This window comes from Listeria booriae (assembly GCF_000766865.1).
GTDB classification, from domain to species: Bacteria; Bacillota; Bacilli; order Lactobacillales; family Listeriaceae; genus Listeria_A; species Listeria_A booriae.
Map to the genome: position 1 here is coordinate 148,807 of NZ_JNFA01000028.1, position 14,792 is coordinate 163,598.

Annotated in this window: 18 protein-coding genes and 1 tRNA gene; 18 read left to right on the forward strand and 1 reads right to left on the reverse strand. The window is 36.8% G+C overall.

Going from position 1 to position 14,792, the window contains the following annotated elements:
- Positions 1–142: 142 nt before the first annotated feature.
- The 14 genes from EP57_RS13330 to EP57_RS13390 all read left to right on the forward strand — a co-directional run bounded on the left by EP57_RS13330 (position 143) and on the right by EP57_RS13390 (position 11,640).
- Positions 143–748: a hypothetical protein gene (locus EP57_RS13330; RefSeq protein WP_036087446.1), complete on the forward strand. Its 606-nt coding sequence runs from the start codon at positions 143–145 to the stop codon at positions 746–748.
- 58 nt (positions 749–806) lie between these two features.
- A complete protein-coding gene (locus EP57_RS13335) occupies positions 807–1,094 on the forward strand; it encodes a hypothetical protein (RefSeq protein WP_036087449.1) in 288 nt (95 codons plus the stop codon).
- Between the two features lie 245 nt (positions 1,095–1,339).
- Positions 1,340–2,005, forward strand: coding sequence for a hypothetical protein (locus EP57_RS13340; protein ID WP_036087450.1), 666 nt, complete (start codon positions 1,340–1,342; stop codon positions 2,003–2,005).
- Between the two features lie 567 nt (positions 2,006–2,572).
- On the forward strand, positions 2,573–3,394 hold the full coding sequence (locus EP57_RS13345) for a sensor histidine kinase (protein WP_143812841.1): 822 nt from the start codon (positions 2,573–2,575) through the stop codon (positions 3,392–3,394).
- Complete coding sequence (locus tag EP57_RS13350; RefSeq protein WP_052167698.1) at positions 3,391–4,386, forward strand: sensor histidine kinase; 996 nt, start codon at positions 3,391–3,393, stop codon at positions 4,384–4,386. The genes EP57_RS13345 and EP57_RS13350 overlap by 4 nt, the downstream gene beginning before the upstream one ends.
- 8 nt (positions 4,387–4,394) lie before the next feature.
- Entirely contained in the window at positions 4,395–5,180 is a 786-nt protein-coding gene (locus EP57_RS13355) for a sensor histidine kinase (RefSeq protein ID WP_036087456.1), read from the forward strand.
- 203 nt (positions 5,181–5,383) lie between these two features.
- Positions 5,384–6,040: a Spo0B domain-containing protein gene (locus tag EP57_RS13360; protein ID WP_143812840.1), complete on the forward strand. Its 657-nt coding sequence runs from the start codon at positions 5,384–5,386 to the stop codon at positions 6,038–6,040.
- Positions 6,041–6,056: 16 nt separating this feature from the next.
- Complete coding sequence (locus tag EP57_RS13365) at positions 6,057–7,157, forward strand: sensor histidine kinase (RefSeq protein ID WP_036087461.1); 1,101 nt, start codon at positions 6,057–6,059, stop codon at positions 7,155–7,157.
- On the forward strand, positions 7,154–7,876 hold the full coding sequence (locus EP57_RS13370) for a LytR/AlgR family response regulator transcription factor (RefSeq protein ID WP_036087464.1): 723 nt from the start codon (positions 7,154–7,156) through the stop codon (positions 7,874–7,876). The genes EP57_RS13365 and EP57_RS13370 overlap by 4 nt, the downstream gene beginning before the upstream one ends.
- 244 nt (positions 7,877–8,120) lie before the next feature.
- Entirely contained in the window at positions 8,121–8,699 is a 579-nt protein-coding gene (locus tag EP57_RS13375; protein WP_036087467.1) for a hypothetical protein, read from the forward strand.
- 13 nt (positions 8,700–8,712) lie between these two features.
- Positions 8,713–9,321, forward strand: a complete 609-nt coding sequence (locus tag EP57_RS13380; protein ID WP_052167699.1) for an accessory gene regulator B family protein — start codon at positions 8,713–8,715, stop codon at positions 9,319–9,321.
- Positions 9,302–9,454: an AgrD family cyclic lactone autoinducer peptide gene (locus EP57_RS16720; protein WP_077916871.1), complete on the forward strand. Its 153-nt coding sequence runs from the start codon at positions 9,302–9,304 to the stop codon at positions 9,452–9,454. Before EP57_RS13380 ends, EP57_RS16720 begins: the two co-directional genes overlap by 20 nt.
- A gap of 764 nt (positions 9,455–10,218) precedes the next feature.
- Positions 10,219–10,857: a sensor histidine kinase gene (locus tag EP57_RS17015; protein ID WP_159106436.1), complete on the forward strand. Its 639-nt coding sequence runs from the start codon at positions 10,219–10,221 to the stop codon at positions 10,855–10,857.
- Between the two features lie 18 nt (positions 10,858–10,875).
- Positions 10,876–11,640 carry a LytR/AlgR family response regulator transcription factor gene (locus EP57_RS13390; protein WP_036087471.1) on the forward strand — a complete coding sequence of 255 codons (765 nt, stop codon included), beginning with the start codon at positions 10,876–10,878 and terminating at the stop codon, positions 11,638–11,640.
- A 54-nt stretch (positions 11,641–11,694) separates the two neighbouring features.
- Here the strand turns inward: EP57_RS13390 and clpP are convergent, their stop codons facing one another.
- Positions 11,695–12,288, reverse strand: a complete 594-nt coding sequence (clpP, locus tag EP57_RS13395) for an ATP-dependent Clp endopeptidase proteolytic subunit ClpP (RefSeq protein ID WP_036087474.1) — start codon at positions 12,286–12,288, stop codon at positions 11,695–11,697.
- A gap of 202 nt (positions 12,289–12,490) precedes the next feature.
- Between clpP and EP57_RS13400 the strand changes: the two genes are divergently transcribed.
- The 4 genes from EP57_RS13400 (at position 12,491) to EP57_RS13415 (ending at position 14,765) form a co-directional block, all read left to right on the forward strand.
- Positions 12,491–12,562, forward strand: a tRNA-Arg gene (locus tag EP57_RS13400).
- Positions 12,563–12,743: 181 nt separating this feature from the next.
- Positions 12,744–13,154: a DUF4944 domain-containing protein gene (locus EP57_RS13405; RefSeq protein ID WP_036087477.1), complete on the forward strand. Its 411-nt coding sequence runs from the start codon at positions 12,744–12,746 to the stop codon at positions 13,152–13,154.
- A 76-nt stretch (positions 13,155–13,230) separates the two neighbouring features.
- A complete protein-coding gene (gene uvsE / locus EP57_RS13410) occupies positions 13,231–14,103 on the forward strand; it encodes a UV DNA damage repair endonuclease UvsE (protein ID WP_036087479.1) in 873 nt (290 codons plus the stop codon).
- A 59-nt stretch (positions 14,104–14,162) separates the two neighbouring features.
- Positions 14,163–14,765 carry a TetR/AcrR family transcriptional regulator gene (locus tag EP57_RS13415; protein WP_036087481.1) on the forward strand — a complete coding sequence of 201 codons (603 nt, stop codon included), beginning with the start codon at positions 14,163–14,165 and terminating at the stop codon, positions 14,763–14,765.
- Positions 14,766–14,792: the final 27 nt, after the last annotated feature.

Consider the following 14,792-nt stretch of genomic DNA (forward strand, 5'->3'; position numbering starts at 1 on the left):
TACATATTATCGTAAATCGTGTAATATAATTCTTCATAAGAGCTTCCTACTTTTTGCAGTAGCCTTATAGTCGAGCATTTGATGAACCATTCAGGTATGTTATTATATAATTGTATGAATTTCCACATAAAGGAGTGCTACCATGAAAAAAATAAAATTAGTAATACCTCTCTTTATTTGTATGCTATTGGTCGCTTGTGAAGAAGAGAAAGCGAATACAAAAGACAATGAACTAAGTGCGAGTGTGCATGCGTCAACGGAAGATATTAGCTATAAACAAGCAGTTGCAGAAGCGGATTTAATAGTCGAAGTAAGTATCCAAAAAATGCAAGGTGTTATCGAAGGCGGGAATAACATTATTGCAAAAACCAAATTTGAAGGCCAGATTAACAACGTTTACACTGGCTCGAAGAAAGTTAAAGATACTATATCTATTCTCCAAGAAGGTAAAAATGGGATGGAAATAGAAAATTATCCTTTGTTTGAACCAGGTGAAAATTATATTTTAATGCTGATGGATTCAGGTGACGGAAAAACTTATTGGATAAAAGGGCAGTTAAACGGAACGTATTTGATAGAGAATAAAAGTACATTGAAATTCGGTAAACAAGAAGTCACTTTGCCTGAAAAGAAAGATATAAGCGATGTTGAAGCCAGCATAATAGAAAAACAAAAAGAAACCGGTGGGAATTCGCAAATATTAGACACAGCGAAGTTTAAAAAGCAGATTCAGAATGATGTAGAGTAATTTTGTTTAAGGAAAGCAAATCACTAGATAGGAATTCTGCGAAGAAGGGAGAATAGAATTGCTAACTTTTCAAGAAAATTTTATGTTACTCCTCATTTATTTACTTATTTTTTATTCGATGTGGAGAGATTATAAAAAAAGGATATACCTTTTTTCATCAATTTTAATTACGGGTAATTTTGTTTTTGCTGTTTGGAAAGCCTTAGATTATGGCCGACTGCTTGATGAAAAAATTCTAATCAAAAATCAAGTAGCCATCAGTGTGATTACTTGGGGAAATTTAATTTTAGCCTCACTTTTATTGCTATATGCAGTATACATAGCGATAAAAAAAGAATTCAAATAATTGATATAGAAAAATAAATCTCTAAATGAAGCTGTTCTTAAATTGAAATTCTGAATTAGTGTACTTTACTTTATTTCAGTGTGCAGAGAAACACGACGAAATTATGTTATATTTATTAATAAAAGAATAATAAGGAAAACGTTTAAGACTGTAAAAAGGCCTTTTAGGACTAAAATGGTTCCCATCCCCTTTTCTATGATATGCTTAATGTGTTGCTATCATAACTATACGAGGAGGAACTATCTATGAAAAAAGTAATCACTATATTAGCAATAGGTACGATGAGTTTGTCAGCCTTTATTCCACTTGCTCACGCAGAAGCCCAAGTGGTCGTTCCAAATGAAATGGAGCAATCTGAGATTAAAGAAAACGATGCTTTACCAGAATCACTTGTTGAAGGATTAGATAAATATGTGGAATTTACGGGGGATAAGTACATTCTAAATATTCCTGCAGATGTAAAATTAACGTATTCTGTAGAAGAAATTATGGCTGTACAAACGCAAATTGACGAAAGTAATAGTTTTCTAAGTGTGGCAGAGGCAGATTCTCATACATATGTAGATGAGGCTGCTAAAACGACCAATTTTCTGATCACTGATTCAGAGGTTCTAAAGGCGGCGGGGCAAAAGCCAATGCTAAGAGCTGCTGGTGTAACAAAAGTAGTGAGATATTGGTGGGGCATGAAAATTTATCTGAGTAAGACATTTTTAAACTACAGTGGTGGATCATTAACTGGTATGGCTGGATACATGGTTAGCAAGCTACCCTTAAAACATCCATTTGCACTGTTAGCTGCTGGAGCAATGGGTGCTATAGGTGTCTTTGGGACTAGCGCCAAGCATGGATACGTTATCAGGATAACAGGAATTAGTACAGCAGCTACAGTCACTGGGATTTGGAGACAGTAATGAAGAAATATGATGTGATAGAATTTCTAGTTATTTTATTCATTATATCTATATGGTCGTATTTAATATTTGTAGTGGGTATTGTATCTAATACAGTAGGTGTTATACTGACAATAATATTATCAATATTGATCTATATTGTAGTGAAGGTAACTGAGAAAAAAAGACGGAAATAAAATACTATGATGGCAACATGAATTAAAATAGTTATCAAAATAAAGTAACAATTTCTATGAAACCAACACTTGATAATATGGTGCTGGTTTCTTTTAATGGGTTTCTTAAACTTGGAAATAAGGGTCTTAATTGGAGAAGCAACGCACTTAGGAATAAAAATCGAGCGTTTAAGACAAATTTGGTTTCTTACCCACTTTTTATGTTAGTATAAAAATAGCAAAAGAAGTAAAAATCCTGCAAGTAATGATATTCCTGATCTGCTATTGCAAACTAAAAGAAAGTTTCATATAATTAGGAGATTCTTACTCACACAAGGAGACCAGCATGCAAGAAATCCAAACTTATTTTATATCTGCATTTCTAGGGTGTAGCGTACAAGTCATTTCCTTAATGATGGGTATTCAGATTCTTACTAGAGGGGCATTTACAAAGATAAATCTAGTAATTCTGTATATTGTTTTAATTATAGAAAGTATGACACTGCTATACTACATTCAGTACTTCTCGCTTATATTTACACTTGGAATACTTGTACTTGCATTGCGGCTCAAGAAAATTCGTTGGACATTAGCGATTGGTTTACCATTTGTTTGTGTAGCCTATCTGGTTGCGGTTGATTATATCGTTAACATTACGACAATTCTTGTATTATCTTCCACAAGTCAAGCTACTATTGCGAATCCGAATATTTATTATGTGGTATACATACTAGCTTTATTAGTAGCCTATCTACTATACAAGTTGACCGCCCGAATTATTTTTAACAGTAAAATCAAAGAAATAAGCAATACAAATAAAAAATGGTTGATAGTCGTCCTGATATTAACAATCGTAATGGTATACTTATTCATTTATTTAGAGTCTAGCTATGGATTCCCTAATGAACTCGTATACATTAACGGCGCTTTATTTTTCATTTATTTTTTGTCAGCGATTATCATCTTCTTATTAATTCTTAAAGCAAGTGAAAGACAGGCTGAAATCAGGAATCAGGACTTAAAAATGCAGCAACTTAAGAAATATACAGCATCCATAGAGAAAATCTACGATGAAATGAACGTATTTCGACACGATTATATTAATATTTTGGCAAGTCTAAATGGTTATATTGAGAAGGCGAATCAACAGGATTTACAGACGTATTTTGAAAAAACTATCAAGCCATTGAGCAACCATATTACAAATAAAGAAACCGGAGGCACCGAAGAATGATGAATATCGGCACTATCTTTAACACCAGCACAGCTTTTATCTGGATCACACTTATCGCGATAATCTGTATTATTTTATTTATCAGCATCTTATTCCTAATGCGAAAACGAACGAAAATATCCAAAACGCAGCGCTACTATATTTTCCTAGCAATCGGCATTATCGTTGTAACCGCAGTGATATTACAATTAACGATTTATATGTCAAATACATATGAATTTCCAAAAGCTGTTTTATACACAACAGAAGTACTTTTTGTCGCGTACTTGACGATTATTTGCCTGGTTTTGGTGAAAGTGTACCGCGCGAATTTGAGAGAGGCTGAGAAACGAAATCAAGAAGAACAAATGGCGCAGTTGCAACGTTATGTCACGAATGTGGAGCAGTTGCAGCATGAGGTTGTTCATTTCCAGCAAAACTATGTGGATGTGCTATCGAATCTAGAAACTTTGATTGCCAATGGTCAAATGGAAGAATTGGCGATGTATTTTGATGAAAATATTTTACCAGTGAACAAAAGCATGGTGGATAATAAATACAAGTTGTCGCAGATTAAGAACATGCACGTGTTGGAACTAAAAGGCTTACTTGCGGCGAAAATGATGCGTGCTCAGGAACTGAAAATTGATGCGCAGTTGGAGATTGTGGAACCGATTGAAAGCTTGGAAATGTATAAAGTCGAGTTATGTCAGATTGTTGGGATATTGCTTGATAACGCGATTGAGGCGAGCGCTGGAACGACGGCTGCTTTTATGAAAGTGGCATTTGTGAAGAACGAGAACACGGTGACGATGCTTGTGCAAAATAGTGTACCTGATGAGATGCCTGAAATTCACCAAATGTTTGAAAAGGGCTTTTCGACAAAAGGTGAGAATCGTGGGTTGGGGTTGGCGATTGTTGATGAGATCGTTAATAAAAACGCTTCGGTTGTGTTGGATACGCAGATTATGGATGATGGGACCTTTATGCAGGGACTTATTATAAGGCAGTAGGTGATTGTTTGATTGAGTTTATCGGAATAGCTGTAAGTCAGTTGCTTTTATTAGTTTTGAGTGTAAATATAATGACAAGAAATATTTTAACTAAATTAGAACTAGTTGCAGTAAGTATTATTTTATCTGTTTTCGGAACTATACTACTCGCACATATTCAATATTTTTCTCTTCTGTTTGTACTTGGCTTATTAACTATTGTATTGAAAATCAAAAAAGTGAGCTGGTTTATGGCGATAACAGCTCCAGTACTGGGCCAATTAGTGATGATAATGAGTGACTATATTATTAAGATAGAAAATAACTTCTTTTTTATAGTATGTTTGGCGGTACTAATGATTTTATCAAGTTTTGCCTTAAAGAGCGTGTTACCAAAAATCGAAAACGACTATTTTATATTGGCTTTACTAATATTGACTACTATAATATTCTATATGTTTATTTATGCAGGCTCGTTGTATAATTTCCCTAAGGCCATTACTTCTATATACACACTAATCTTCGCAACGTTTATACTGGCAATCGCTCTAACTTTTATAATCATAACGAAGATAAGCCAAAAACAATTAGAAATTCAGAAACAACAACTTGAATTAGCGCAACTAGAAGAATATACAACGCGAATGGAAAGTTTGTATGCTAGCATGAATATGTTCCGTCATGATTACATCAATATTTTGGCGAGTTTGCAAGGCTATATTGCGCAAGGGGACAAGACTATTTTGGAAAGTTACTTCAAGGAAACAATTGCGCCTTTGAAGAACACTTTTGAGGCTGCGGAGGGAGAAGAATGACATATTCTATAGTAATGCTGATTGTCGCGGGAACCCTGCAACTTTTAGGTATGGCAATTGTGGCGAATATAATAGCGAATAAAGTTCTTCGAAAAAGAGATATTGCTATAGCGACCTTATTTATGACAATAGGAGGAACATTGTTTCTTAATTCCATGCAATATTTTACGATTATTTACACAGTAGGAGTCCTATTTGTTTTTATGAAGTGGCGAAAAGCGGGTTGGGTAATCTCATTAGTAGCCCCGATGTTGTCATTTTTATTGGCTGTTGTAGTGGATTATATATTGAGTTGGGGTGTCGGAAAGGCATTTGGAGTGTATGCAAGTGATTATGATAGTAGTATTCTTGGCGTAACGTTAACAATACTAGTTTTTTTGTTGCCATTCTTCATGTGTGCTTACTTACTTGGGTTAGTCATTCATAGGATTTTGTACAGACAAAGTACTGCTGATGTCCTAACTCGTAATGGATTCGTGGTAGTTATCTTAATGCTGATGACAAGTATGATTACCTATTTACTTATTTCTGCAGAAAATGTGTTAGGTTTCCCAGAACAATTATTAACGGTTTACCCCATTTTATTCATCACATTCTTTCTAATTATCTGTATCGTCTTTTTGATTATCAATAAAATTGGACAAGAACGGGAAAACATGAAAAAGCGCGAAATGGAGATGGCTCAGCTTCGCGATTACACTGTTCGGTTAGAAGAAATGTATGCAAATATGAATATGTTCCGTCATGATTACATTAATATTTTGGCGAGTTTGCATGGTTATATTGAGCAAGGAGATCAGGAGTTATTAGAAACTTATTTTGAAGAAGTGGTGAAGCCGCTAAAACAAAAATTCAACTAAAAGATAAGGAGAAGCTATGCAGACATTACTTTTATTCATTTTTTCAGGGGCGTTACAGATTGCAATCTTCGTGATATGTTCTGACGTTATCGCACAACGTGTACTGACAAAGCGAGAAATCTTGTATATTTCAATCTTGTTATGGCTTATCGGAATCCCGTTACTATTAACTGTTCAATATTTCTCCTTAGTCGTAGTCATTGGGGTCCTGGCACTGGTTTTTAAATGGAAAAAGAAAACGTGGGTACAGGCTATTACTATATCGATTATTCCTATCTTATTAATGGTTTTAGGAAATTATATTTTTGAGTTTCTATTTATAATCATTTTTGGTGGGAGTAATGCGCGTTATGTTGGGGATATTTTTTACATACTTCTATCCAGTTTTTTGATATTCATTCTAGTGTTTGGATTATCTCACTTAATTAAAAAAGCATTTCAAAGTCAAATCTATAAAAATATGTCTAAACAAAGTGGCTATTTACTGGCAATGCTTCTAATTATTACTGCAGTTACGATTTACATTTTTATTTATATCGGTGCTACATATAATTTCTCAAATGATATTATTGTTGCCAATGCATATTTATTTGTCATTTTTATACTAGCGATTTTGATGATTTTTTCTATCGTCTATTACACTAGCAAACAACAAAATAAAGTCATGAAACAAAGAATAGAACTCAAAGCATTGGCGGACTACACTACTTCAATAGAAACTATCTCTAGTGACATGAGCCAATTCAAACACGACTACATCAACATCTTATCAAGTCTACACGGCTATATAGAACAAGGCGATACATTACAATTAAAAACCTATTTCAAAAACACAATCACACCACTAAAAACCAATTTAACCAACAATCAAAACCAACTAGCAACCTTACAAAAAATCAATAATCTAACATTCCGAGCAACACTAAACACCCTATTTACCAAAGCTAAACAAAAACGAATAGACCTCCACCTAGAAATCACCGACCATTTTCAAATGACCGATGAGCAATGCACAACCATCGAAATCCAACTTGCAGAACTAATCAACCAGCATCAAAACACGAAACTCAAGCTTAATCTAACACCATCTGGGATAGAAAGGATGTCGAGCGAATGATTCCAATTTACATTTGTGAAGATGACACGATGCAGCGAGAAGAAATTGCATCCTATATAGAAGACTATATCAAAATCGAACATAAAGACATGCACATCCAACTAAAAACAGAAAGCCCAGACAAATTGCTCGAATCCATTCAGAAAAAACACGAACCAGGCTTATATTTCCTCGATGTGGCCTTAAAAACACAATCCATAAACGGTTTCGAACTAGCAAAAGAAATTCGCAAAAACGATCCCCGAGGATTCATTGTTTTCATTACATCGCACTCAGAAATGAGCTACTTAACGTTCACCTACAAAATCGAAGCAATGGACTACATCATCAAAGACGACTACAAAAATATCCAAAGACGCGTTATCGAGTGCATTCAAAGCGTAACCAAGCGCGTCAAAAATAACGATAAACCAGGCAAATATTTAACGATAAAAACCGACGATCGCATTCTACATGAACCACTAGAAAATATATTGTTTATCGAAACATCATCGCGCGCTCACCGAATCATCCTGCATAGCAAAAAACGCAAAATCGAATTTTACGGTAAAATTAAAGAAATTGCAGCCAAACTAGACCAGCGTTTCATCAGAACCCACCGTTCTTTCCTCGTAAACAAAGACCACATCAAAGAAGTTGACCTAGCCAAAGGTATCGTTTACATGAACAACGGACAAAAATGTCTCCTCTCCACGAGAATGCGAAAAAATTTAGAATAAAAGCAAACCAAGAAGCTGAAAATAAAGCAGTTTTCTTGGTTATTTTTATGTCAAAAAACCTTTTAAAGTTATAAATATAACTAAAAATATAGCGTTTTTTTGCGTTCACTTACAAAAACGCGACGTTTACGAACGATTGCGTCAGAAACCGCTTTTCTATCGTATAATTGGTTTATGAAAGTAAGGCTTACGGAGATGAGCCAGAGAATCACACTATTAGACACTGAAAGGACTAGATTACGGTATGATGAAACCATTTATTCCAGTAGGATTGGCTAGCACACAATCATGCTCCTTTTTCCAAAAGGAAATTATGCGTGATCAGCAGTTCTTTAGCCCCGTCTTGGCTAAAATTAATTTGGTGGACCGTAATAGTGAAGATTCTAAATGGGATTGTCTCATGTTAGCGGTATTTTCTGAGCTTGATCGCTACTATATAAATAATCAAGACCACTATATGGAGGGTTTTCCTATTTCCAACAACGAGCCAAAATATAAAATGTTAATCACATATCGTGGTTACATCTACTTTTTGGACAGCATTACAAAGCATGTTGGCATTAGTGATAATCGCTTCTTAGTAGGACTTAACCGCGACAAGTTGTATATGATTGCTTATCGGGATGAGGCACTTTATTGTAAGCCGCTGAGAGGGAAGACTAGTCTTCTTTCTCAAGATGGCGTAGTAACGCGAAACATAGAGAAAATATTAGATATGAATGAAATACCGAATGATAGGGTAGAAATTGCAGAGTTTGTTAATTCGGACAGAGTTAGTGAAATTTCACTAGTCTCTGTCTGGGAATTAGCACTCGGTGAATAGGGAGGCGAATGGTATGTTTAGTTTGACCGTCCCCAATATGGCAACAAAGATTACCAAAACGATTTTTCGCGATAGAGAAGTCGACGAAGATAGATTCGCTATTGTAAAGTATGGCGTGGAAATATTTTTAGTAAACGTGACGAAAGGTATCATCGTATACCTCGCCGCTGCCTTGCTCGGGATGCTTTGGCAGACGTTGGTTGTACATCTTTCATACTTGATGATTCGTAGGCATTCGTTTGGTCTGCATGCGAAGACGAGTTTGGGTTGCACAATAACAAGCGTTGTAATGTTCGTGATATTACCTTATTTTGTGAAAGAAGTTCAATTGTCGGAATGGATGATTGTACTTATAAGTGGCTTAATTTTACTGAATATTGCAATATTTGCACCTTCGGATACTGAAAATATGCCGCTTTTTAACGCTCAAAAAAGACACACTTTGAGGCGAAAATCGATTTTCGACACTATTTTAGTACTTGCTTTAGGGTTTCTAGCACCTTGGGCATGGATGCATATTTGTGTCTTAATGGGAGCACTGATTCAGTCAGCAACTATTAATCCAGTTACGTACAAATTATTAAAGAGGGGGTACAATAATTATGAAAAAGACACCATATAAAAATAGTCTTAATAAAAAATTTATGGCTCAATTAGAGAAAAAGGCGAGTAATTTAGCGGAAAAATCGGTTGTCAAATCTTGTGGCATGTTCACTTATGAACCAACAGTCCCAACAAGTTTGTTAAAAAAATAATTTGCCTTTATGATGCATTCATTTGTCAATTAGAGTATCTTGAACTATAATTTAGTAATAGATACTCTAAATTCGACATAGGAGGAATTATGGAGAAAATTTTACAAGGGATAGTTTTAGGTGGAGTTGAAATTGTTGCGCTAGTAATTGGTATACAAATAATTAGTAGAATTAGTTTTTCATGGAAGCTAAGGATGTATGTAATAGGATTTTTAATGTTAACTGCAATACCAATATATTTTTATATGTTACCGAAAGGTTTACAGTATCTTTCTGTAATATACATGATGTTAGTAGTTCTAGTTATCCTTTTTATACAAACCAAAAAAGTAAGGCTACCTCTAATTACAATATTTGTTACATTTATTTGTATGGTCATCTCAGATGCAATAGCTAGCAATATGACATTAGGTTTCGGAGAACTCATTAATCATAAGTTTCCAAGTTATGGTTGGCTTACAATAGTTCTCTATACTTGTTGTATAGCTTTACTGTTGAAAATTATTGATATTATAATGAATAGAAACTACAGAGAATCAATATTCCAAGGTAAGTACTTATCGTTGATACTGGTAGTTAGTGCTACGACAATTTTATTATTTTATTTGTATATCTGGCAAGGGGCAAAATTAAATTTTCCAGACAATATAATTAGAATGAATGCTATAGTTTTTATTGCCTATGCTTTAGTAATGATAATAGTTTTAGCTATCATTGTTAAGAATGCTGTTAGAAGTGCCAAAGTCGAAGCGCAAGCTCTCCAAATGCGGCAACTTCAGGAATATGTTGGTGCGCTGGAAGCTTTGCAGAAAGATGTTCGTGTTTTTAGGCATGATTATGTTAATATTTTATCGGGGATTAATGGGTTTATCACGAATGAAGATATGGACGGGTTGCGGGTTTATTTTAGGACGAAGGTCATTCCGATGAACTCGGATATGGAAGTCAATATTTCGAAACTGGCGACTTTACATAACTTAGAAGTAGTTGAATTGAAGGGCTTGTTTGCGACGAAATTGATTCGGGCGCAGGAGCTTGGTGTGAATGCACAGGTGGAGGTTTATAAGAAAATCGACCAGATAAATATGGATAGTATTGATTTGTGTCGCGCAGTGGGAATTTTATTGGATAACGCGATTGAGGCAGTTATGGGAACGGAAGATCCGACAATTCGCGTTGCAATTATTCAGAAAAAAGATGCGATTGTACTTGTTTTTGCTAATAATTTACCGGAGGATTCGCCGCCTGTTCATCAGTTCTTTGATGAAGGTTTTTCGACGAAGGGTGAGAATCGCGGGCTTGGTTTGTCAACTTTGAAAAAGACGTTGAAGAAATATCCGAATGTATCTCTAGACACGAAAGTAACGCAACTTGGGTTCGTGCAGGAACTTGAAATCGGCTAACTTGGAGAGGGTGAGGAGATGATTGAGGTTTTTATCTGTGAGGATGAAGATAACCAAAGAGCAGAAATTGTGAAATATGTCGAAAGCTACATCATGATTGAAGAGTTTGACATGCAACTTGCTTTGGCCACAGGTGATCCTGAAGAACTATTATCCTACGTGCAATTGAGCGGCGAGGGTATGGGACTTTACTTTTTAGATGTAGACTTGAAACATGCGCATTTGGATGGTTTATCTTTAGCGCAACAAATTCGAGAATACGATCCTAGAGGGTTTATCGTTTTTATCACAACACATGCGGAACTGAGTTACCTCACTTTTACGTACAAAGTAGAAGCGATGGATTATATTATCAAGGACGATTTCGACAAAGTGCGCAATCGGATTTTTGATTGTTTGAAAAGTGTTGAAGAAAGAGTGAGCCGGGAACGCAAAGATGTCGGGAAATTTTTTACGTTTCGTTCTGGTGAAAAAGTGGTGCATGAATTGTATGACGACATTTTGTTTTTGGAAACAACGGGAAATGCGCGTCGTGTTACGTTGCACGGGAAGGAACGGCAACTCGAATTTTATGGTAGCTTGAAAGATTTGGATGAGCAGTTTGATGAGGACTATTTTTTCAGAACGCATAAGTCGTTTATTGTGAATCTGGATAGAATAAAAGTAGTTGATTTTAAAACGCGGACAATTACGATGGTGAATGGCGCGGAATGTTTGGTTTCTATGCGTAAAGTGAAGGAATTGAAAGAGCGGATTAGCCAGCGTAAGGAAAGTGAAGCATAAATAAAACTCCCGTATTGTCTCTTAAGTACAGAGATGATACGGGAGTTTTGTTGCTTATTTCAAGCCAGCTTTATTTACTACGATGTCATCAATTAGGCCGTATTCTTTCGCTTCGGCAGCCGTCATGAAGTTGTCGCGATCTGTGTCACGAGCAATGACTTCAATAGGTTGGCCAGTGCGTTCCGCCATAATTGTGTTCATGCGTTCTTTAATTTTTAGAATGTGGCGAGCAGCGATTTCGATTTCAGTCGCTTGACCTTGCGCACCGCCAAGTGGTTGGTGAATCATGATTTCTGCGTTTGGAAGCGCAAAACGTTTGCCTTCTGCACCAGCTGTTAATAGGAATGATCCCATAGAAGCAGCCATACCCATTGCAATCGTTTGAACGTCCGCTTTCACGAAGTTCATTGTGTCGTAAATCGCCATACCCGCGGAAATACTTCCACCTGGTGAATTGATGTAAAGGAAAATATCTTTCTCTGGATCTTGCGCATCAAGGAATAACAATTGCGACACGATAGAATTCGCTACGTTATCGTCGATTGCACTACCTAACATAATGATGCGGTCCTTAAGTAAGCGGGAATAAATGTCATAAGCACGTTCCCCACGACTTGTTTGCTCGATTACTGTTGGAATTAAATTCATAATTAAAACGCCTCCTGTTTACCTAATTTCATTGAAAAAAGCCTAACTCTTTAGCTTTTTGTTGCCTACTTGATGCTTCTATATTACACGAATGGTCAAACAAGGTCAAACGAAAGGCTCGCACAAAAATTGCCTGTAAGATAAAGCTTGTATAATTGGGCTTTTTCCGCTATAATTATTGTTTGTGAGTGTCAATTAACTCGCCCTCGTGGTGCAAAGGATAGCACGTGAGATTCCGGTTCTTAAAATGGGGGTTCGATTCCCTCCGAGGGCATAAATAAGTAAATGAAGAAGTCGTTAAACTGTGGGTAACTTGTTGGTATGGCAAGGGTTACGAGTGGTTTAACGACTTTTTGTTTTGCATAGTATTGCGAGGGTTTTTCAATCTTCCTCGAAACCATTTGTACCTTTTTCATTTTTGTTATAAAATCAATGTAACAAAACGAGGTGAACGCATGAGCAAAAAAGTTCTAATACTAGCATCAATAATACTAATACCCGCCATTGCCTATCTCATCTATAAAATAAACTTCGAAAATCCTGGCTACGCGTGGTTGGGTGGTAATGATAAGTGGAAAGCGGAGTATCGCATATCAAGAACCTCTGCCAATGAGATGTATTCAGGAGAATTATGTTGGGTTGGCGAACCAAGCGAGAAACAAAATCTATACATATCGCATATCGACACGTTCTTCGACGGAAACAAAATCGACGTATCAGAAATAAACAACAAACTCTACGAAAACATGCCATTCGCTGAGTTCCAGCAAAATGTAAAAAAGGACACGGCAATCAAAATAATTATTTATGGAACAAATGGCAGCAGGAAGTTCACAGAAGAACTATCGCTGCCAATAGAAAATTAAAAGCAACCATCCAAAACCACTTATCTGGCGCGATGATTGCTTTTTTGCTATGATAAATTGCGAAAGAGGTGAGGTCATGAAATTAGGCTATGCATGTATTAATATGTCAATGCCATCGAAGTTCAAATCGTGTCGGCTGAAAACGGTGGAGGAGCAAGGGCTTGGAAAGGTCAAGGAGATTGCTGTACATAATTTAGCGGAAGTCATTCGCGTCCTAGAGTGGGATATCGCGCATGACATTTACTTTTTCCGGATGTCGAGTGATCTGATTCCTTTTGCGTCGCATCCGATTATGACGTGGGAGTGGCAACGGGATGCGGATATTTTGGCGTTAACTGCTGAAATTAGTCGGTTGCGGGAGCTTCACGATATGCGGTTGTCGATGCACCCAGGGCAATACACGATTATTAATTCGCCGCGCGAGGATGTTGTGGAGAAGGCGATTGCGGAGCTGACGTATCATCAGCAACTTCTGGATTTAGTCGGAGGCACGGACATGATTTTGCATATTGGTGGTGCTTATGGAGACAAAAAATCAGCAAGTGAGCGCTTTATTCAGGCGTATAACGGCTTATCAGAGGATATTCAGCGGCTTTTACGGCTGGAAAATGACGACAAGACATATACGGCGATGGATGTGCTGGGAATTGCCAAGGCAACAGGCGCAACGGTTTGCTTTGATATTCATCATCATATTTGTAATCATGAACCGGACGCGGACGTGACGCAAATTGTGACGGATGTCTTCAAAACGTGGAAAACGACGCCAAAAATGCATATTAGTTCTGGAAAAACTGGGCCAACAGATCGGTCGCATCATGATTTGATTCACGAAACTGATTTTCAGTATTTAATGGGCTTGCTTGCTGGTCGGGATGCGGATATTATGTTTGAGGCGAAGCAAAAGGAGCGGTCGGTTTTAACATTGCGGGAGACGTTGAAGTGGTAGTTTACGTATGGAGAAAGTCGTGATAAAATGAGGTGAATTGAGTGTTGGAGGTGGTAGCGATGAAGAAGAGGACCCGTGCGGAGGAACTGATTTTTACGCGTAATAAAATTTTGACAACGGCTCGAGATCTTTTCATGGAGAAGGGCTATCGTTCGGTTTCTACTCGGGACATTGCGGCCAAGTGCCAGATGACGCAACCCGCGCTATATCACCATTTTAAAGATAAGGAAACGTTATACGTGGAGGTTGTTCGGCAGTTGACGATTGAAATCCAATCGGACATGATACCTATCGAAAAAGCAGATACTTCACCACAAATACAGCTAAAATCGATGCTGACCATGCTTATCGAAAACCATCCAACGAACATTTTATTGATGATTCACGATATCCTGAACGAACTGAGCCCAGAAAATCAATTTCTCATGTTCAAACTCTGGCAGACAACGTATTTAGAGCCGTTTAATCGTGTTTTTAAAACGATTTCGGATAAAGGAATGCTTCGAGATGGTATTACAAGTGAAACAGCGGCGCGTTATTGTTTGTCAACGATTAGTCCGATTTTTGCTACGGATAGCCCATTTCGCCAAGGTTCTATGTCGGATCGGCTAGACGAGTTAATCGATTTTATGATGTTTGGTATTTGTAAAAAAGAGGTATAATTCAAGTGTCTCTTTTTTTAAATAAAT

What these genes read in the sequence shown, in the direction of transcription:
- EP57_RS13330 (WP_036087446.1), top strand. Translation starts at nt 143, where the DNA reads ATGAAAAAAATAAAATTAGTAATACCTCTCTTTATTTGTATGCTATTG.
- EP57_RS13340 (WP_036087450.1), top strand. Translation starts at nt 1,340, where the DNA reads ATGAAAAAAGTAATCACTATATTAGCAATAGGTACGATGAGTTTGTCA.
- EP57_RS13345 (WP_143812841.1), top strand. Translation starts at nt 2,573, where the DNA reads ATGATGGGTATTCAGATTCTTACTAGAGGGGCATTTACAAAGATAAAT.
- EP57_RS13350 (WP_052167698.1), top strand. Translation starts at nt 3,391, where the DNA reads ATGATGAATATCGGCACTATCTTTAACACCAGCACAGCTTTTATCTGG.
- EP57_RS13360 (WP_143812840.1), top strand. Translation starts at nt 5,384, where the DNA reads ATGAAGTGGCGAAAAGCGGGTTGGGTAATCTCATTAGTAGCCCCGATG.
- EP57_RS13365 (WP_036087461.1), top strand. Translation starts at nt 6,057, where the DNA reads ATGCAGACATTACTTTTATTCATTTTTTCAGGGGCGTTACAGATTGCA.
- EP57_RS13370 (WP_036087464.1), top strand. Translation starts at nt 7,154, where the DNA reads ATGATTCCAATTTACATTTGTGAAGATGACACGATGCAGCGAGAAGAA.
- EP57_RS13375 (WP_036087467.1), top strand. Translation starts at nt 8,121, where the DNA reads ATGATGAAACCATTTATTCCAGTAGGATTGGCTAGCACACAATCATGC.
- EP57_RS13380 (WP_052167699.1), top strand. Translation starts at nt 8,713, where the DNA reads ATGTTTAGTTTGACCGTCCCCAATATGGCAACAAAGATTACCAAAACG.
- EP57_RS16720 (WP_077916871.1), top strand. Translation starts at nt 9,302, where the DNA reads ATGAAAAAGACACCATATAAAAATAGTCTTAATAAAAAATTTATGGCT.
- EP57_RS17015 (WP_159106436.1), top strand. Translation starts at nt 10,219, where the DNA reads ATGCGGCAACTTCAGGAATATGTTGGTGCGCTGGAAGCTTTGCAGAAA.
- EP57_RS13390 (WP_036087471.1), top strand. Translation starts at nt 10,876, where the DNA reads ATGATTGAGGTTTTTATCTGTGAGGATGAAGATAACCAAAGAGCAGAA.
- clpP (WP_036087474.1), bottom strand. Translation starts at nt 12,288, where the DNA reads ATGAATTTAATTCCAACAGTAATCGAGCAAACAAGTCGTGGGGAACGT.
- EP57_RS13405 (WP_036087477.1), top strand. Translation starts at nt 12,744, where the DNA reads ATGAGCAAAAAAGTTCTAATACTAGCATCAATAATACTAATACCCGCC.
- uvsE (WP_036087479.1), top strand. Translation starts at nt 13,231, where the DNA reads ATGAAATTAGGCTATGCATGTATTAATATGTCAATGCCATCGAAGTTC.
- EP57_RS13415 (WP_036087481.1), top strand. Translation starts at nt 14,163, where the DNA reads ATGAAGAAGAGGACCCGTGCGGAGGAACTGATTTTTACGCGTAATAAA.